At 71.4% G+C, this 19,145-nt stretch carries 14 protein-coding genes; 12 read left to right on the top strand and 2 right to left on the bottom strand.

Features of this window, described 5'->3' with window-relative positions; translation table 11 throughout:
* Positions 1–108 precede the first annotated feature (108 nt).
* A complete protein-coding gene (locus ACFPM7_RS26170; protein ID WP_378250441.1) occupies positions 109–549 on the bottom strand; it encodes a MarR family winged helix-turn-helix transcriptional regulator in 441 nt (146 codons plus the stop codon).
* Positions 550–1,110: 561 nt separating this feature from the next.
* Here ACFPM7_RS26170 and ACFPM7_RS26165 point away from each other — a divergent pair.
* Both ACFPM7_RS26165 and ACFPM7_RS26160 read left to right on the top strand, forming a co-directional pair.
* A complete protein-coding gene (locus ACFPM7_RS26165) occupies positions 1,111–1,908 on the top strand; it encodes an AfsA-related hotdog domain-containing protein (protein ID WP_378250440.1) in 798 nt (265 codons plus the stop codon).
* Between the two features lie 399 nt (positions 1,909–2,307).
* Positions 2,308–3,102, top strand: a complete 795-nt coding sequence (locus ACFPM7_RS26160; RefSeq protein ID WP_378250439.1) for a Scr1 family TA system antitoxin-like transcriptional regulator — start codon at positions 2,308–2,310, stop codon at positions 3,100–3,102.
* Here the strand turns inward: ACFPM7_RS26160 and ACFPM7_RS26155 are convergent, their stop codons facing one another.
* Positions 3,103–3,921 carry an AfsR/SARP family transcriptional regulator gene (locus ACFPM7_RS26155; protein ID WP_378250438.1) on the bottom strand — a complete coding sequence of 273 codons (819 nt, stop codon included), beginning with the start codon at positions 3,919–3,921 and terminating at the stop codon, positions 3,103–3,105.
* 227 nt (positions 3,922–4,148) lie between these two features.
* Between ACFPM7_RS26155 and fabI the strand changes: the two genes are divergently transcribed.
* The 10 genes from fabI (at position 4,149) to ACFPM7_RS26105 (ending at position 19,117) form a co-directional block, all read left to right on the top strand.
* Positions 4,149–4,970 carry an enoyl-ACP reductase FabI gene (gene fabI / locus ACFPM7_RS26150; RefSeq protein ID WP_378250437.1) on the top strand — a complete coding sequence of 274 codons (822 nt, stop codon included), beginning with the start codon at positions 4,149–4,151 and terminating at the stop codon, positions 4,968–4,970.
* Positions 4,967–5,425, top strand: a complete 459-nt coding sequence (locus ACFPM7_RS26145; protein WP_378250436.1) for a MaoC family dehydratase — start codon at positions 4,967–4,969, stop codon at positions 5,423–5,425. The genes fabI and ACFPM7_RS26145 overlap by 4 nt, the downstream gene beginning before the upstream one ends.
* Positions 5,422–5,967 (top strand): flavin reductase family protein, encoded by a 546-nt coding sequence (locus ACFPM7_RS26140; RefSeq protein ID WP_378250435.1) that lies wholly within the window; start codon positions 5,422–5,424, stop codon positions 5,965–5,967. Before ACFPM7_RS26145 ends, ACFPM7_RS26140 begins: the two co-directional genes overlap by 4 nt.
* Positions 5,968–6,121: 154 nt before the next feature.
* The gene (locus ACFPM7_RS26135; protein WP_378250434.1) at positions 6,122–7,159 is read left to right on the top strand and encodes a beta-ketoacyl-ACP synthase III; all 1,038 of its coding nucleotides are present in this window, start codon (positions 6,122–6,124) and stop codon (positions 7,157–7,159) included.
* A gap of 133 nt (positions 7,160–7,292) precedes the next feature.
* The gene (locus ACFPM7_RS26130; protein ID WP_378250433.1) at positions 7,293–8,474 is read left to right on the top strand and encodes an ROK family transcriptional regulator; all 1,182 of its coding nucleotides are present in this window, start codon (positions 7,293–7,295) and stop codon (positions 8,472–8,474) included.
* Between the two features lie 252 nt (positions 8,475–8,726).
* Positions 8,727–10,265 (top strand): sugar ABC transporter ATP-binding protein, encoded by a 1,539-nt coding sequence (locus tag ACFPM7_RS26125; RefSeq protein WP_378250512.1) that lies wholly within the window; start codon positions 8,727–8,729, stop codon positions 10,263–10,265.
* A complete protein-coding gene (locus ACFPM7_RS26120; protein ID WP_378250432.1) occupies positions 10,265–11,293 on the top strand; it encodes an ABC transporter permease in 1,029 nt (342 codons plus the stop codon). The genes ACFPM7_RS26125 and ACFPM7_RS26120 overlap by 1 nt, the downstream gene beginning before the upstream one ends.
* A gap of 72 nt (positions 11,294–11,365) precedes the next feature.
* Complete coding sequence (locus ACFPM7_RS26115) at positions 11,366–12,415, top strand: substrate-binding domain-containing protein (protein WP_378250431.1); 1,050 nt, start codon at positions 11,366–11,368, stop codon at positions 12,413–12,415.
* A gap of 124 nt (positions 12,416–12,539) precedes the next feature.
* The gene (locus tag ACFPM7_RS26110; RefSeq protein WP_378250430.1) at positions 12,540–13,784 is read left to right on the top strand and encodes a Gfo/Idh/MocA family protein; all 1,245 of its coding nucleotides are present in this window, start codon (positions 12,540–12,542) and stop codon (positions 13,782–13,784) included.
* Positions 13,785–14,023: 239 nt separating this feature from the next.
* Positions 14,024–19,117, top strand: a complete 5,094-nt coding sequence (locus tag ACFPM7_RS26105) for a ThuA domain-containing protein (protein WP_378250511.1) — start codon at positions 14,024–14,026, stop codon at positions 19,115–19,117.
* Positions 19,118–19,145 lie beyond the last annotated feature (28 nt).

Raw genomic sequence — 19,145 nt, 5'->3', positions numbered from 1 at the left:
GGCCAGCGAGAGCAGTGTAGCAGGACTCTCTGCTGTATCAGAATACGAACATTGCAGTGCGCGAAAGGAAGGGGCCGCCGCTGCGCGCGACGGCCCCTCCGGTGGGACTCACTTGCCGCCGAGGACCTTGGTGGCGCGTTCGAGGTACTCGGCGAAGCGGGAGAGCTCCTCGGGGGTGAACTCGGCGGCCAAGCCCTGTTCCAGCTCGTTGGCCTTGACGTCGGCCCGCTTGAGCAGCGCGCTGCCCGCGCGGGTCAGCTTGGTCACGAACACCTTCTGGTGCACGCTCGACGGCGTCCGGGTGATGAGCCCCTTCGCCTCCAGGTTCGCCAGCACCGTCGCCATGGTCTGCGGGGTGACCGCGCAGATCCTCGCCAGCTGTGCACCGGACGCGCCGGGCAGGTAGGAGAGGACGAGCAACCCGGCATACTGCGGGACGGTGAGGTCGAACGCGCGCAGTGCCGCGGCTTTCGCCGTGGTTAGCGCCTGCTCGGCACGCTTGATGGCGTGGCCGGGACGGCGGGCGATCTCCGCCTCCAGGTCCGCCATGCCAGACCGTGTATTCAAGCCAGCCTCCTGTTATGAATCCGACTTATGATAAGTCCATCGGACCGGAGCCCACAACCGCGCGTCGAGGTGTTCCCGGGGGCGGCCCGCCGGTGTAAGGTTCCTGAGTCGGGTGAGGCCCTTGATAGCTGTGTCCAGCTAACCTGAAGGACGCTCATGAACAAGCGATCGGCAGGCGGGCGCAAGCGCCCCCGATCACCCGGCCGCGGCGAATCGTCCCACGTTCCCATCTCCGGCCCGCCCGTGCACGTCAACCGTCGGGCGGGTCCCCGGGGCTCGATCTAGCCGGGGGGTGCCACCGAACGGCCCATTGTCAGTACTCTGATAGTGGGCTGCCGGGCACGATTTTGTCCGCACTTCCGCTGGGCGCTAACGATGACGAAAGCCTTGTCCGACAAGGTGTTCGACGGGTCGCGGAGGCGACCCGGGACGCTTGACTTCGAGTGCTCTCCGTGGTCATCATTCTGATGGGACTAAGGCATCCGAAGATAAGTAAGTACTCTGATACTCGGCAGAGGTTTTACACGAGGGGATTCCCAGCTCATGGACATCAGGCACCGGCCCACCACCCACCTCGTCGGGGAACGCTTCGCCGCCTTCGCGGCCAACGACGGCGTCGAGACCGTCAACCGGTTCATCGGGAACATCCGCGCGGGCTTATACGACGAACTGGCCGAGCCCGTCCGGCTCGGCGTCGGTCAGGGCGTCGACGCCTCCGACTGGGAGGTCGTCGCCACGGAGCTGGCCAAGCGGGGTCTGCTGACCTCCTTCCGGCTGCCCGCCGTCCCGGTGCCGGTCGCCAGGGACCTGGTCCACAAGCGCTGCCCGGAGAACGTCATGCTGGCCGACGCCAGACGCCGCGGCCCGCTGCGCCTGGCCGCCCGCCTGAACCTGTCCGACATGAACGAGCTCGTGCTCGACCACGTCACCGGCCAGCACGTCGCGGGCATGGTCCTCATCGAGGCCTCCCGCCAGCTCATGCAGCTGACCAACCACGAGTTCGTCGTCAACGACGAGGCCCACTCCTTCGTCCTGTGCTCGCTCGCCGCGGCCTTCGAGGGCTACGTCTTCCCCCTCGCCGTCGACATGGAGTGCTCGCTGACCAAGGTGGACGACTCGCGACCCGCCCGCCGGGAGTACGCCGCCGAGGTCGTGATCAGCCAGGGCGGCGCCGCGAAGGCGACCGTCCGCGCCGAGTACCAGATCGTGCGCACCCGCAGCCTGGTGCGCCAGGAGGCCATGCTCGCGGGCAAGGCCGCCACCACGCCCGCCGAGCCCGAGGTCGTCCCGAGGATCTGCGCCCCCGCCGCCCGCCGCGGCGAGCGCGTCGGCGCGTCCTGACCGCTCGTCCGGGCGGGCGCGCCGGGAAGCGCGAGCCGCCCCGGCGCTGCGGAAATCAAGCCTCGCAAGAGAAGCACGATGGGATGAGCGCGCCGCCCGCCGGGGGAGGCATGGCCTCGGCGGTGGGTCGGGCGCGGTGTGCGGTGCTCATGGGCGGTATCCCGATGCCTGACTCGGGAACGCTGGAGAATCACCTGAACGAGTAGTCCTGGTCGCGGTCGCGGGTGCAGTGGCCGCCCAGGGTGGCCGCGAGTGGCCGGCTTGTCGGGCGATGCGCTTACTATCCTTGCCAGCAAAGGGAATCCGAGTGTCCATAGGCTGCTCGTAAAGCAGCCCTCAGGTTATCTCGGTTACGGGTAAGGGAGATTACCCGCTGGCGGGTGTGGAGGTGGTGTCGGCGTGCGGGTGCGCGTTGGGGCTCGGGTGGCGCGGCGGTTGTTGCGGTACGAGTTGGAGCGGATGTGTGCCGCGGCGGGGGTGACGCACGCGGAGATGGGGGCCCGGCTGGGGGTGTCGCGGGCGTCGTTCAGCCAGGCCGTCGCGGGCAAGAACCTGCTCAGCAGGCCGGCCATGGAGGTGCTGGCGACGCACCTCGACGTGGTGGGCAGGCTGCCGTGGCTGATCGAGCTGCTGACGCTGGCCCGGGGCCCGCTGGGCGAGGCCGCCGGTGTCCGCGACCAGGAGCTGGCCATCGGGCTGGAGGCGGTCGCGGTGCGGGTCGAGGTGTTCGACCCGCTCGCGGTGACCCCGCTGCTCCAGGCGCCCGGGTACGCGCGCGGGCTGGCAGGCGCCGCGCACGCCGACGCGGTGGCGCTGCGGCAGGGGGTGCTCACCGCGGGCGAGCCCGCCGAGCTGGATTGGGTCGCCGACGAGTCCGCGCTGCGCAGGCCGGTCGGCGGGCCGTCGGCGATGGCCGAGCAGCACGCCCACCTGCTGGCGATGGCCGACCTGCCGAACGTCACGATCCGGGTGCTCCCCGCCGGGGGCGGGCCGCCGCGCCCCGGCGCCTTCCAGCTGATCAGCACCCAGGACGCGGTCGTGGCTTGCCAGGAGACGCGCCGCGCGGCCCACTACTACACCGAGCCCGACGCCGTCGCCGACTACCGCGCCCTCTTCGATGAGCTGCGGGAGCGGGCCTACGACCCCGGCGCCTCCCGAGACCTCATCGCGGGCCTGGGTGCGCCTGCGGGGTGATCACCCGCGGATGGACTCGCCCCTGGCCTCGGTGCGGGCCGCCGACGTCACGGGCCGGGGCTGCAGGGCGGGGTCGTGGGCGAGGATGGCCATCTGGCACTTCATGAGGACAGGGGAGGGCTCGACGCCCAGTTCGTCCATGAGGCGGTTGCGCATGCGCTGGTAGGCGGCGAGGGCGTCGCGCTGGCGGCCACCCCGGTACAGGCCGACCATCAGCTGCTGGCACAGGCGCTCGTTGAGCGACTCGCTCTCCACCAGCTCGCTGAGCTCGGCGATGATCTCGTTGTGCCTGCCGATCTTCAGCTCGGCGTCGAACAGGCGCTCCAGGGCCGCGGCGCGGTACTCCTTGTAGCGCACGGCCGCGGCCTGGCAGATGAAGCCGCCGAGGTTGCCGCCGAAGGTCGGGCCGCGCCAGAGGGTTAGCGCCTGGCGCAGTCTGGCGATCATGTCCTGGGGGGCGAGGCCGGTGTTGGCGCGCACGTCGAGCAGGGCGTGGGTGAACACGTCAGCGTCGAAGGCGTCGTCGTTGAGGCACAGGCGATAGCCCGATGGCATGCTCAGGAAGCGGGCGGACTTCTCGTCCGGGTCGACGGAGCGTAAGCGCCTGCGCAGGCGGCTGATGTGCGCCTGTAAGGCGTTCTCGGCGTTGCGCGGGGGGTTGTGCTCCCAGAGCTCCCCGATCAGCGAGTCCGTCAGGACCAGCCGGTCGTGGTTGACCAGCAGGGCGGCCAGCAGTGTGCGCTGGAACGTCCCGTTGATCTCGACGGGTTCCCCTCCCGCTTGCACCTCGATGGGTCCGAGGATTCGATAGGTCAGCATGGTCAACTCCTGTGGCTGGTCGGGCGCGGGCCGGACCGCTCGGCACTATGGATGCTGTCATGTATCAGGGCTCTGATGCAACCCTGATTCCGATACTAATCAGGGTTCATGGATCGGCGTGCCGGTTTGCCGCAGAGTGTCGGAGCTGGTCAGTGCCACATCAAGGCAGCGTCAGCCGACGCGGTGAGCATCGAACGCGCCGAACCGTCAACCCCGATGAGGTAGCGATGTTCCTGCACGGAAAGCGAGTGCTCGTCACCGGCGTGGTGTCGACCAAGTCCATCGCCCACGCCGCGGCGAGACTGGCGATCGAACAGGGCGCCCAGGTGACCCTGACCGGCTTCGGCCGGGGCCTGCGCATCACCCAGCGGCTGGGCGACGACCTGGGCGCGGAGGTGCTGGAGCTCGACGTGACCCAGCCCGAGCACATCGCCGCCGCGGTGCGCAGGATCGAGGAGAAGTGGGGCGGCCTCGACGGCATCCTGCACTCGATCGCCTTCGCCCCGTCCGAGGCGCTCGACGGCGGCTTCCTGACCGCGGAGTGGGAGCAGGTGGCCACCGCGCTGCACGTCTCCACGTACTCCTACGTCGCGCTGGCCAACGCGTTCGCGCCGCTCATGCCGGGCGGCTCGGTCGTCGGCCTCGACTTCGACGCCACCGTCGTCTGGCCCGGCTACGACTGGATGGGTGTGGCCAAGGCGGGTCTGGAGAGTGCCAACCGCTACCTGGCGCACAACCTCGGCCCGCGCGGCATCCGGGTCAACCTCATCGCCTCCGGGCCGCTGAAGACCATCGCGGCCAACGCGATCAAGAGCTTCGGCGTGTTCGAGACGGTGTGGCGCGAGCGCGCCCCGCTGGGCTGGGACGAGGAGGACGCCACCCCGGTCGGGCGCGCGGTCTGCGCGCTGTGGTCGGACTGGCTGCCCGCCGTGACCGGCGAGGTGATCCACGTCGACGGCGGCGTGCACGCCGTCGGGGGCACCGCCCCCAAGGCGGCCGAGATCACCGAGATCACCGAGATCACCGGCGACGTGGCCGCGATCCGATGAGCATCCCCCTGGCCGAGCTGGTCGAGCACACCGGCGCCGACATCGGGGTCTCCGGGTGGTACCCGCTGACCAGCGAGCACGTGGAGCGCTTCGCCGAGGCCACGCGGGACTTCCAGTGGATCCACCTCGACGCCGAGCGCGCCGCCGACGGCCCGTTCGGCGGGCCGATCGCGCACGGCATGCTGACGCTCTCGCTGCTGCCCACGATGGTCACCGACACCTTCGCCGTCGACGGCGCCGACATGGTGATCAACAAGGGCTTCGACAAGGTGCGCATGGGCAAGCCGGTCCCGGTGGGATCGCGGGTGCGCGGGGCGATGCGGCTGGCCGAGGTGCGCCTGCGGCCCAAGGGCTATACCGAGGTGACCCTGGACGTCTCGGTGGAGGTCGAGGGTGCCAAGGGCGCGGCGCTCACCGCCGAGATGATCTTCCTGTACCACGCGGAGGTGGCATGACCCCCGACGCCAGGACCGCGCTGCGCAAGCTCGCCTCCGGGGTCGCGGTGCTGACCTACCGCGACGGCGAGCGCGCCCACGGCGCGACTGTCAGCTCGGTCAGCGCGGTCTCGCGCGAGCCGCTGCTGCTGGCCGTCTGCCTGGGCGCCACCTCGCGCTTCGCCGAGCTGGTCGCCGCGCCCGGCGCGCGGTTCGGGGTGAACCTGCTGCGCGCCGAGCAGGCCCCGCTGGCAGGCTGGTTCGCCGACCCGCGCCGCCCGCTGGGGCTGCGCCAGTTCGACTGCGTGGACTGGCTGCCCGACGGCTTCAGCGGCGCCCCGCTGATCGAGGGCTCGCTGGCGGGCATGGGCTGCGAGGTGGTCTCGGCCTCGATCGCGGGCGACCACGTCCTGCTCGTCGCCGAGGTCATCACCGGCGCGCCCGGTGCGGGCCTGCCCCTGCTCAGCTTCGCCGGACAGCTGCACGACGGGGACCTGCGCGGGCTGCCGGAGCGCCAGCCCCACCCCTACGCCACCGAGGAATCCATGGGAGCGATCCGATGACGCCTACCGAGCCGGCGCCTGGTCGTCGGGCACAGTCGCGTGCCTGCCTGCCGCGCCCAAGGGGAACGGGACGCGGCTTGAGCACTGACACCCGCCGATCAGCACTGTTCCCGCCCAGCGGGACCACCATGGAGAAACTCGGGGAGGCGGGGCGATGACCGCGGCAGTCGTGACCGGGGTGGGGGCCTGCATCCCGCCCCGCGTCGTCACCAACGACGAGCTGGCCGGCTACCTCGACACCTCCGACGAGTGGATCCGCTCGCGCACCGGGATCGCCTCGCGGCGGTGGGTCGACCCCGGGGTCTGCACCAGCGACCTGGCCGTCGCGGCCGGGGAGCTGGCGCTGCGCTCGGCCGGCCTGACCGAGGTCGACGCGGTCGTGGTCGCCACGACCACCCCGGACCGGCTGTGCCCGGCGACCGCGCCGGAGGTGGCGACCCGGCTCGGCATGACCGGTGTCTCCGCCCACGACGTCAACGCCGTGTGCACGGGCTTCCTGTACGGCCTGGCGAGCGCGGTCGGGCTGATCGCCTCGGGCAACGCCGAGACGGTGCTGATGATCGGCGCGGAGACGTTCTCCACCATCCTGGACCCCCAGGACCGGGGCACCGCGGTGATCTTCGCCGACGGCGCGGGCGCGGTGGTGCTGCGCGCGGGCGAGCCGGAGGAGCCCGGGGCGGTCGGGCCGATCGTGCTGGGCAGCGACGGCAGCCTGTCCGACCTCATCCAGGTCCCGGCCGGTGGGTCGCGCCAGCGCTCGTCGGGGGCGCTGGCGCCGCCGGAGGACTACTTCTTCCAGATGCGCGGGCGCGAGGTCTACCGGCACGCCGTGGAGCGGATGGCGGCCTCGGCGCAGGCGGCGATGGTCAGGGCCGGGATGAGCATGGCCGACGTGGACAAGTTCGTGCCGCACCAGGCCAACAACCGCATCTCGGTGGCCGTCGGGCAGCGCCTGGGCCTGACCGACGGGCAGACAGTGTCCAATGTGGACCACATGGGCAACACCGCGGCGGCCTCGATCGGCGTCCTGCTGGCCGAGGCGTCGGTCGACGGGGGGATCAAGGCCGGGGAGCGGCTGCTGCTGACCGCCTTCGGCGGCGGGCTCACCTGGGGCGCGACGACGCTGGTGTGGCCGTCGCTGACCGCCCACCTGGCCGTGCTGCCCCGGCCGGTCAGCGCGGTCGCCGTCTAGGCCCGGTACCCGGACCAGCCGCCGAGGCGCGCCCGCGCCCGGCGGCTTTCCGGTCTGAGTTCAGCGAGTCCGCCCTGGAGATCGGGGCGCCCGGTGTTGAATGTCCGGCAATCGGATGCCCGGGAGGACTGGCATGGTCGAGCAGGCGCCGCGGGTGGGCAGCCGGGAGCAGGGGCGGCTGCTCGCCGTGCTCAGAGACGAGGGCGCCCAGTCGCGGGTGGCGCTCGGCGAGCGGCTGGAGCTGCCGCGCGCGCGGCTGGCCGCCGAGCTGGGCAGGCTGATCGATGAGGGGCTGGTCGCCGTCGGCGGGCCCGCCGCGAGCCGGGGCGGGCGGCGCTCGACGCTGGTGCACCTGGCCGACGAGCTGCGCGTGGTCGGCGTCGACGTCGGCGTGACGTCGGTGACCGCCGCGGTGACCGACGGCCGCTGCGAGATCCTGGCCAGCGACAGCGAGGAGTGCGACATCCGGCTCGGCCCGGTGGAGGTGCTGCGCCGCGTGCGCGCGCTGGCCGGGCGGGTGCTGGAGCGGGCGCCGGGCAGGCTGGTCGGGGCGGGCATCGGGCTGCCGGGGCCGGTCAGCTTCCGCGACGGCATGCCGGTCGCGCCGCCGATCATGCCCGGCTGGGACCGCTACCCGGTGCGCGACGACCTCGGCGGGGCGCTCGGCTGCCCGGTGGTGGTGGACAACGACGTCAACGTCATGGCGCTCGGCGAGCGGCACTCGGGTGTCGCGCGGTCGCTGGACGACCTGGTCTTCGTCAAGATCGGCACGGGCATCGGCTGCGGGATCGTCGTCGGCGGGCGGGTCTACCGCGGCGTGGCGGGCACGGCGGGCGACATCGGGCACATCCGGCTGGACGACTTCGGACCGCCGTGCGCGTGCGGGGAGGTCGGCTGCCTGGAGGCCTACTTCGGCGGCGCGGCGCTGGCCCGCGACGGGCTCACCCTGGCCAGGACCGGGCGCTCCCCGGTGCTGGCCGACGCGCTGGCCGCCACCGGCGTGGTGACCGCGCGCGACGTCGGCACGGCGGCGGCGTCGGGGGACTTCGCCGCGGCGAGCCTGGTGCGCGAGGGCGGGCGCAGGCTGGGGCAGGTGGTGGCCTCGCTGGTCAGCTTCCTCAACCCGGGCATGGTCGTGATCGGCGGCGGGGTGTCGCGGATGGGGCACGCGCTGCTGGCGGAGGTGCGCAGCGCGGTGTACCGGCGCTCGCTGCCGCTGGCGACCGGGAACCTGCCGATCGTGCTGTCTGAGCTGGGCGACGAGGCGGGCGTCATCGGAGCGGCGTGGTCGGCGACGGACCGGGCGTTCGGCTGAGGGAGCGCTCTCACCCGATTGGGTGATGTCTCAAATGTGACAGTCATAAACTCGCCAACTCGGACCATAAGGCGATGGTCGGCGAGGGTTTGGGCTGCTAGCGGCACACTTTTGCCGTCGATGAGCAAAAGTCGGGTCGATCCGCTCGTCCCTTCGGACTATTGCGAGCGATATCCCTGGTCAACGAGGCTGCGGCGTGTGAGGTGAGCCACCTCGCGCGGGACTCGAACCGGAGGCGCAGTGCTGCTCCAGATGACCGGCATCGTCAAGAGCTTCCCCGGGGTGCGCGCGCTCGACGGGGTCGACTTGGCGGTCGAGCCCGGCGAGGTGCACTGCCTGCTGGGCCAGAACGGCGCGGGCAAGTCCACCCTCATCAAGATCCTCGCCGGGGCCCACCAGCCCGACGAGGGCGAGATCCTCTGGCAGGACCGCCCCGTCAGGCTCTCCAGCCCGGTCGCCGCCCTGCGCATCGGCGTGGCCACCATGTACCAGGAGCTGGACCTGGTCGACGGCATCTCCGTCGCCGAGAACATCTACCTCGGCCACGAGCCCGCGGGTTTCGGCTTCGTGCGCAAGTCCGCCGCGCGCTCGGCCACCGCCGCGCTCATGCGCAGGCTCGGCCACCCCGAGATCCACCCCGACCGCGAGGTCGGCACGCTCTCGGCCGCCGCGAAGCAGCTGGTCTCCATGGCCCGCGCGCTCGCCCACGACGCGCGCCTGATCGTCATGGACGAGCCCACCGCGGCGCTGGCCTCCGACGAGGTCGACAACCTCTTCCGCATCGTCGCCGAGCTGACCGCCGACGGCGTCGCGATCATCTACATCAGCCACCGGCTGGAGGAGATCCGGCGCATCGGCAGCCGGGTCACCGTCATCAAGGACGGCGGCACCGTCGCCACCGGCCTGCCCGCCGACACCCCGACCTCGCACCTGGTCGACCTGATGTCCGGGCGCAAGGTCGAGACCGTCTTCCCGCACCGCGACGTGTCCACCGTGGACACCAGCGACGAGGTGCTGCGGGTCGAGGGCCTGACCCGGCGCGGGGAGTTCGCCGACATCAGCTTCTCCGTGCACGCCGGGGAGATCCTCGGCATCGCCGGGCTGGTCGGCGCGGGCCGCAGCGAGATCGTCGAGACCATCGCGGGCGCGCGCAGGCCCGACGCGGGCACCGTCACCGTCGGCGGGCGCAGGCTGCGCCCCGGCAGCGTCTCGGCCGCGGTCAAGGCGGGCGTCGGCCTGGCGCCGGAGGAGCGCAAGAGCCAGGCGCTGCTGCTGGACCTGCCGCTGGCCCACAACGTCACCCTCGCCAGCCTGCCCAGCTACAGCAAGGCGGGCTGGATCGACCGCTCCCGCGAGCACCGCGACGCCCGCGACACGCTGGAGCGCCTTGAGCTGCGCCCGGCCGACCCGCGCAGGCTCGTCGGCACCTTCTCCGGCGGCAACCAGCAGAAGGCGGTCGTCGCCCGCTGGCTGGTGCACGGCTGCCGGGTGCTGCTGCTGGACGAGCCCACCCGCGGCGTCGACGTCGGCGCCCGCGCCGAGCTGTACCGGCTCATCCACGAACTGGCCGCCTCCGGCGTCGCCGTCGTGCTGGTCTCCAGCGAGGTCGCCGAGGTGCTCGGCCTCGCCGACCGGGTGCTGGTGCTGCGCGAGGGCTACATCGCCGCCGACCGGCCCGCCGCCGAGCTGACCGAGGCGGCCGTGCTGGACATCGTCATGGAAGGAAGCGTCGCAGTGGACACCACCGCCGACGGGATCGTCGCGCACGAGGAAACCAGGGAGGCGATCTGATGGCGGCGCCGGAGAAGGCACTGCCCGACGGCGGCTCGGTCGAGACGGGCGCGCCACCGCCCCCGCCGAACCCGCGGTCGTCGGTCGGCTGGCTGGACCTGCGGCTGGCCGGGCTGCTGGGCGTGCTGATCGTGCTCTGCATCGTCGGCTACGCCACCAAGCCCGAGAGCTTCCTGACCGAGGCCAACATCTCCACGATGCTGCGGCTGGCCGCGGCCATCGGCGTGGTGAGCGTCGGCATGACGTTCGTGATCATCAGCGGCGGCATCGACCTGTCCGTCGGCTCGATCGTGGCGCTGGCCAGCGTCTGGGCCACGACACTGGCCACGCAGTCCTACGGGCCCGTGGTGATGGTGCTGTGCGCGCTGCTGGTCGGCCTCGGCTGCGGCTTGGTCAACGGAGTGCTGATCTCCTACGGGAAGATAGTCCCGTTCATCGCCACACTGGCGATGTACGCCTCGGCGCGCGGCCTGGCCGAGCGGCTCTCCGGCCGCCGCACCCAGGTCGTCAGCGAGCGGGGCTTCACCGACTTCTTCCGCGGCGACTTCCTCGGCGTCCCGGTGCTGATCTGGATGCTGGCGCTGGTCTTCGCCGTCGGCTGGGTCGTGCTCAACCGCACCACCTTCGGGCGGCGCACCTTCGCCGTCGGCGGCAACGCCGAGGCCGCGCGGCTGGCGGGCATCGACGTCAAGCGGCACACCGCGATGGTCTACGGCATCGCCGGGCTCTGCTGCGGCATCGCCGCGATCATGGTCGTGGCCCGCACCACCTCCGGCGCCTCGACCAACGGCCTGTTCTACGAGCTGGACGCGATCGCCGCGGTCGTCATCGGCGGCACCCTGCTCAGCGGCGGGCGCGGCTCGCTGATCGGCACGCTCATCGGCGTCCTGATCTTCACCGTGCTCAACAGCATCTTCACCCAGAACAACCTCGACACCGACATCCAGAACATCGCCAAGGGCGTGATCATCGTCGCCGCGGTCCTGTTGCAGCGCACGACCTCCCGCCGCTCCGCCGGAAGAACGTAACGCTCGACCAGGACGGCCCGCCGCACCCGGTCACCGCTCCCACCACCCGCACACACCCGCTGGAGATTCGCCATGCCCTCGTTCGACCGCCGCAAGTTCCTGTGGGGCTCCTCAGCAGTCGGGGCCTCCGCCGTCCTGGTCGGCTGCACCTCCAACACCGAGCCGTCGGCCAACACCAACACCGCCGCCGTGGCGGGCCAGGGCGAGGACAGCGCGCCCGGCGCGCCGGTGACCATCGGCTTCTCGGCCCCGGCGGCCGACCACGGCTGGATGGCGGCCATGACGAAGAACGCCCGCGCCCAGGCCGAGCAGTTCTCCGAGGTCACCTTCAAGGCCACCGAGGGGACCAACGACGTCAACCAGCAGATCGCCCAGGTCGAGTCGCTGATCAACGAGAAGGTCAACGTCCTGGTGATCCTGCCCTTCGACGGCAAGGCGCTCACCGCCGTGGGCCGCCAGGCGATGGACGCGGGCATCCCGGTCGTCAACGTCGACCGCGTCTTCGACACCGCGCTGGCCTACCGCGCCTGGATCGGCGGCGACAACTACCGCATGGGCGTCAACGCGGGCGACTACATCGGCCAGCAGATGAAGGCCAAGAACATCAGCAGCCCGATCATCGGCGAGGTCGCCGGGATCGACTCCCTGCCGCTGACCCAGGAGCGCAGCAAGGGCTTCGCCGACGCGCTGGCCAACCACGGCTTCAAGGTCGGGCCCCGCGTCGCCGCGCAGTTCACCCCGGAGTCCGGCGAGCAGCAGACCTCCAACCTGCTGCAGGGCGCGCCGAAGCTCGACGCGCTGTGGAACCACGACGACGACCAGGGCATCGGCGTGCTGGCCGCGATCGAGGGCGCCGGCCGCAGCGAGTTCATCATGGTCGGCGGCGCGGGCTCCAAGAACATGATGGACCTGATCAAGGCCGACTCCGGCGTGGTCAAGGCGACCGTCCTCTACAGCCCGTCGATGGCGTCCTCGGCCATCGCGCTGGCCCGGCTGCTCGGGCAGGCCAAGGGCATCGGCGGCCTCGCCGAGCACGAGATCCCGGCATCGATCACCACCTACTCGGCCGTGGTCACCAAGGAGAACGTCGACCAGTACGCCGACGTGGGCTTCGAGTCCTGACCAAGCGAATCGTTGACCAGTCGGATTGTTGAACGATCCCACAAGATTGATCGTCTGATTGTTCAACAATCTGATTGTTCACCGAGTGAACCCGGGGAGTGCGGCTAGTGATGGAGGGCGTGGGATGAGCAGCGGGGAAATCGGCGTCGGGATGATCGGGCACGCGTTCATGGGGGCCGTGCACTCCCATGCGTGGCGCACTGTGCACCGGTTCTTCCCGGTGCCGCTGACGCCGCGGCTGGCGGTGCTGTGCGGGCGCGACGCCGCGCGCACGGCGGACGCGGCGGCGAGGTTCGGCTGGGCCGACGTCGAAACCGACTGGCGGGCCGCGGTCGCCCGCGACGACGTGCAGCTGGTCGACATCTGCACGCCGGGGGACACCCACGCCGAGATCGCGCTGGCCGCGCTCGCCGCGGGCAAGCACGTGCTGTGCGAGAAGCCGCTGGCCAACTCCGTCGCCGAGGCCGAGGAGATGGCCGCGGCGGCGGAGGCGGCCGCGGCCAGGGGCGTGCGGGCGATGGTGGCGTTCAACTACCGCCGCGTGCCCGCGCTCGCCCTGGCCCGCAAGCTGGTCGCCGACGGCCGCCTCGGCCAGATCCGGCACGTGCGCGCGGTGTACCTGCAGGACTGGCTCTCCGACGAGAACTCGCCGATGACCTGGCGGCTGCGCAAGGACAAGGCCGGGTCCGGCTCGCTCGGCGACCTCGGCGCGCACATCGTCGACGCCGCCCAGTGGGTGACCGGGCAGGACATCACCGGGGTGTCGGCCATCGCCGAGACCTTCGTGCGGTCGCGCCCCGCCGAGGGCGGCTCGGCGGGGAACGGCCAGATCGCCGCGGGCGGGGTCGCGATGGGGGAGGTCGCGATGGGGGAGGTCACCGTGGACGACGCGGCGCTGTTCCTGGCACGCTTCTCCGGCGGGGCGCTGGGCTCCTTCGAGGCGACCCGCTACGCGCTGGGGCGCAAGAACGCGATGCGGCTGGAGGTCAACGGCAGCCGGGGCAGCATCGCCTTCGACTTCGAGTCGATGAACGAGCTGAGCTTCTTCGACGGCGACGTCCCCGGGGCCGAGGCGGGCTTCCGGCGCATCCTCGTCACCGAGGCCGACCACCCCTACGTCGGCGCGTGGTGGCCGCCGGGCCACCTGCTGGGCTACGAGCACACCTTCACCCACGAGGTCGCCGACCTGCTCGACGCCATCGCCGGGGGCACCGATCCCGCCCCGAGCTTCGCCGACGGGCTGCGGGTGCAGCGCGTGCTGGCGGCGGTGGAGAACAGCGCGTCGGCGGGCTCCACCTGGACGCCCGTCGGGACAGCGGGCGGCGCGGTCAACGGCCGCGCGGAGATGGAGGGGGCAGCGGTCAGCTGACCCCAGCCGGGTGACGCCGCCCCGGCGTGCGGGCCGGGGCGGCGCACCGAGCAGAAAGGAGACACAGCCCTTCCAGGTCGGAGAACCCCGCCTGCGCGGGGAACGACCGGGGGGCAACGGACCTTCCTGGTGTTCCCAGTGCTGAGAACGAGGAGAGCTTACCTGTGCTAGGCAAGAGAAGTCGTCTCACCCGGCGAGCGGGCGCCACCGCCCTCGCCGTCGCCACCGGGCTGAGCGGGATGATCATCACCGCCGCCCCCGCCGCCGCTCACGGAACCCACGTGCTGGTCTTCTCCAAGACCGCCGGGTTCCGCCACGACTCCATTCCCGACGGCATCGCCGCGATCCAGAACCTGGGCGCCGAGCACGGCTGGGAAGTCACCGCCACCGAGGACGCGGGCGCGTTCACCGACGAGAACCTCGCCGACTACGCCGCCGTCGTCTGGCTCTCCACCACCGGCGACGTGCTCAACGACGCCCAGCAGGGCGCTTTCGAGCGCTACATCGAGGGCGGTGGCGGGTACGCGGGCGTGCACGCCGCCGCCGACACCGAGTACAGCTGGCCCTGGTACGGCGAGCTGGTCGGCTCCTACTTCAAGTCCCACCCGCAGAACCAGGACGCCGACGTCCTGGTCGAGGACCACGACCACCCCTCGACCGCGCACCTGCCGGGCACCTGGTCGCGCTACGACGAGTGGTACAGCTACCAGTCCAACCCGCGCGGCAACGTCAAGGTGCTCGCCGCCCTGGACGAGACCAGCTACACCCCGACCGACCCGTCCGGCGACCACCCCATCGTCTGGTGCCACGGGGTGGGTGAGGGACGCTCCTGGTACACCGGCATGGGCCACACCAAGGAGTCCTACGCCGAGCCGGACTTCCTGACCCACCTCAAGGGCGGCATCGAGTACGCCGCCGGGGTCACCCCGGCCGACTGCGCCCCCGACCCGGACGCCCCGCCGACCGACGCCGACTTCGACCAGATCACCCTGGCCCGCGGCGAGGAGAAGACCGGCGAGCCGATCGCGCTGGCCGTGCTGCCCGACCGCAAGGTGGTGCACACCTCCCGCGACGGCAGCGTCTGGCTGACCACCCCGGAGGCCACGACCACGCTGGCCGGGCAGATCCCCGTCTACAACCACGACGAGGACGGCCTACAGGGCGTCGCGGTCGACCCGGACTTCGCCACCAACCGCTGGCTCTACCTGTACTACGCGCCGCCGCTGGACACCCCGGCCGGTGACGCCCCGAACGAGGGCACCCCGGCCGACTTCGAGCGGTTCAAGGGCCACAACCAGCTCTCCCGCTTCAAGCTGACCGAGGAGGGCACCCTCGACGCCGCCAGCGAGCAGCGCATCCTGCAGGTGCCCGCCGACCGCGGCCTGTGCTGCCACGCGGGCGGTGAGATCGACTTCGACGCCGACGGCAACCTCTACCTGTCCACCGGCGACGACACCAACCCCTTCGCCTCCGACGGCTTCACCCCGATCGACGAGCGCGCCAACCGCAACCCGGCCTACGACGCGCAGCGCTCCTCGGGCAGCACCAACGACCTGCGCGGCAAGATCATCCGGATCACCGTGCAGGAGGACGGCGGCTACACCATCCCCGAGGGCAACCTGTTCGCCCCCGGCACCGACAAGACCAAGCCCGAGATCTACGCGATGGGCTTCCGCAACCCGTTCCGCTTCGCGGTGGACAAGGCCACCGGCTGGATCCACCTCGGCGACTACGGCCCCGACGCCGGCTCGGCGAACCCGGCGCGCGGCCCCGGCGGCCAGGTCGAGTTCAACCTGGTCAAGGAGCCGGGCAACTACGGCTGGCCGTACTGCGTCGGCGACAACACACCGTTCATCGACTACGACTTCGCCACCAGCACCTCCGGCGCGGCGTTCGACTGCGCCGCCCCGAAGAACACCAGCCCGAACAACACCGGCCTGGTGGACCTGCCGCCCGCGCAGGCGGCGTGGATTCCCTACGACGGCGCCTCGGTGCCGGAGTTCGGCGGCGGCGGCGAGTCCCCGATGGGCGGTCCGACCTACCAGTTCGACCCGGAGCTGGACCTGGTCACCAAGTTCCCGGAGTACTTCGACGGCAAGAACTTCGCCTACGAGTGGGACCGCGGCTGGATCAAGACCATCGACGTCGGGCCGAACGGGGAGCGCGGGGCGATCACCCCGTTCTTCAACTCGATGGAGCTGACCCGGCCGATGAACCTGGAGTTCGGCCCGGACGGCTCGCTGTACGTGCTGGACTACGGCAGCGGCTACTTCGGCGGCGCCGAGGACTCGGCGGTCTACCGCATCGACTACACCAGGGGAAACCACACCCCGGTGGCGAAGCTGAGCGCGGACAAGACCTCCGGGCCCGCTCCGCTGACGGTGAACTTCGACCCGGCCGGGACCGCCGACGAGGACGGCCCCGAGCTGACCTGGGCGTGGGACTTCGACGGGGACGGCACCACCGACTCCACTGAAGAGGGCCCGGTCACCCACACCTACGACACCGTCGGGCAGTACAGCGCCAAGCTGTCGGTCACCGACCCGACCGGGCTGACCGGCTCGGCCAGTGTGGTGGTCAACGTCGGCAACACCCGCCCGGTCGTGACGATCACCGCGCCGGTCAACGGCAAGGTGTTCTCCTTCGGCGACCAGGTGCCCTTCAGCGTGACCGTCACCGATCCCGAGGACGGCGAGATCGACTGCTCGAAGGTGACCGTGGAGTACATCCTCGGCCACGACAGCCACGGCCACCCGCTGTCGCGGGAGATCGGCTGCGAGGGCACGATCGCCACGCCGAACGACGGCGGGCACGGGGTGGACGCCAACATCTTCGGCGTCATCAACGCCTCCTACACCGACGGCGGCGGCGAGCCCGGCTCGACCCCGCTGACCGGCTCGGACGAGGTCATCCTGCAGCCCAAGACCAAGCAGGCCGAGTTCTTCACCACCAACAGCGGCGTGCAGGTGGTCGAGGGCGCGGGCGCGATCGGCAACAAGCGCGTCGGCTACATCGACAACGGTGACTGGATCATGTTCGACCCGGTGAACCTGGAAGGCGTCTCCGGCATCGGCTACCGGGTCTCCTCCGGCGGCGCGGGCGGGGTCATGGAGGTGCGCTCCGGCGCGCCCGACGGCCCGCTGGTGCAGTCGGTTTCCGTCGCCAACACCGGCGGCTGGGAGACCTTCGCCGACATCCCGGCGGCGGCGATCACCGACCCGGGCGGCACGCACCCGCTGTACCTGGTGTTCAAGGGCTCGGGCTCCGGCGGGCTCTTCGACATCGATGAGATCCGCTTCGACACCTCGGGCACGGTCGCGCCGAGGCAGCTGGTTCCGGCTGAGTCGTTCACCGCATCGCAGGGCGTGAACCTCTTCGACGACCCGGCGGCGCAGGACGGCCGCCAGGTGGGCGACATCGAGAACGGCGACTGGATCGCCTTCGACAACGTCGACCTCTCGCAGGCCACCGGCCTGGGCTTCCGGGTCGCCTCGGACACCCAGGGCGGCACGATCGAGGTCCGCTCGGGCGCGGTCGACGGCCCGCTGCTGCAGACGACGACCGTCGGCAACACCGGCGGCTGGCGTTCCTACGCGGTGCTGGAGCCCGCCGAGTTCACCCGGCCCGAGGGCCCGGGGACGCTGTACTTCGTGTTCACGGGCGGCGCGGGCGCGCTGTTCGACGTCGACACGATCGTCGTCGGCGGGCAGTGGAGCACCAGTTGCACGCCGCAGACGCCGGAAGAGGGCTACCGCAGCCTCTACAACGGCTCCGCCGAGCAGCTGGAAGGCTGGCGGATGGCCGGTCCTGGCGAGTTCGTCCAGGACGGCTGCGCGATGAAGTCCGTCGGCGGCATGGGCCTGCTGTGGTTCCCCGAGGAGTTCGGCTCCTACAGCCTCAAGCTGGACTGGAAGCTGGCCGGGGACGACAACTCCGGTGTCTTCGTCGGGTTCCCCGACCCGGGCGACGACCCGTGGATCGCGGTCAACCAGGGCTACGAGATCCAGATCGACGCCACCGACGCCCCCGACCGCACCACCGGCTCGGTCTACTCGTTCCAGAGCGCCGACATCGCCGCCCGCGACGCCGCGCTCAAGCCGCCGGGGCAGTGGAACGCCTACGAGATCACGGTGACCGGCCAGGTCATCAAGATCTTCCTCAACGGCGCGCTGATCAACGAGTTCACCAGCACCGACCCGGCCCGCGACCTGACCCAGGGCCACATCGGGCTGCAGAACCACGGCAACGGCGACGACGCCTGGTTCCGCAACGTGCGGATCAAGGAGATCGACGCCACCGCGCCGACCACCACCGCCGCCACCGACCCGGCGCCCGCCGCGTCCGGCTGGCACACCACCGCGCCCGTCGCGGTGACGCTGTCGGCCAACGAGGAGGGCAGCACCGAGTACAAGGTCGGCGCGGGCGCGTGGACGGCCTACACCGAGGCGTTCACCCTCGGCGAGGGCGTGCACGCGGTGCAGTACCGCAGCACCGACGCCGCGGGCAACGTGGAGGCGGCCAAGACCCTGGACGTCAAGGTCGACGCCACCGCCCCGCTCACCGAGGCCGTGTTCGACTCCGACTGGAACAACGCCGACGTCGCCGTGGTCCTGACCGCGAGTGACGCGGGCTCGGGCGTGGGCGCCACCGAGTGGAGCCTCGACGGCGGTCCCTGGACCCCCTACACCGGGCCGGTCGCGGTCTCCGGCGACGGTGAGCACGCGCTGCTCTACCGCAGCCGGGACAAGGCGGGCAACGCCGAGACCGACAAGGCCGCGACCATCAAGATCGACGCGACCGCGCCGACCCTGCTGGTCTCCGGCATCGCTTCCGGCCGGGTTTACGGCGACGCCACGGATCTGGTGGTGTCGTGGACCGGCGAGGACGAGACCTCCGGGCTCAGGTCGGTCACCGGCAGGCTGGACGGCAAGGCGCTGACCTCCGGCGCCCTGGTCGCCCTGCACACGCTGGCGCTCGGCACGCACGAGCTGGTGGTCACGGCCGTGGACAAGGCGGGCAACCGCACGGTCAGCAGGCTGCCGTTCGCGACGACGACGTCGTTGCGCGACATCGGCCAGCTGCTCGACCGGTTCAAGGCGACGAACCGGTTGTCCGCGGCCAACTACAACCAGCTGTCGAAGCAGCTCGCCAAGGTCCGCAAGGCCGAGGCGGCGGGCAACGACAACAAGGCGGTCAAGGAGCTGGACAAGTTCAAGGGCCTGCTGCCGAAGGTAACGGACCAGGCCGTTCGAGCGGTGCTCTCCCGAGACGCCGACCACGTGCGCGGGGTCCTGACCGGATCAGCCGAGAACAGGAGGTCCGGTCGGCAGTAGATCGACGCGGCCGGGGGGAGCGACCCGC

It is taken from the genome of Actinokineospora guangxiensis (assembly GCF_042657845.1).
Classification (GTDB): domain Bacteria; phylum Actinomycetota; class Actinomycetes; order Mycobacteriales; family Pseudonocardiaceae; genus Actinokineospora; species Actinokineospora guangxiensis.
This window is presented reverse-complemented; position numbering and strand designations above follow the sequence as displayed.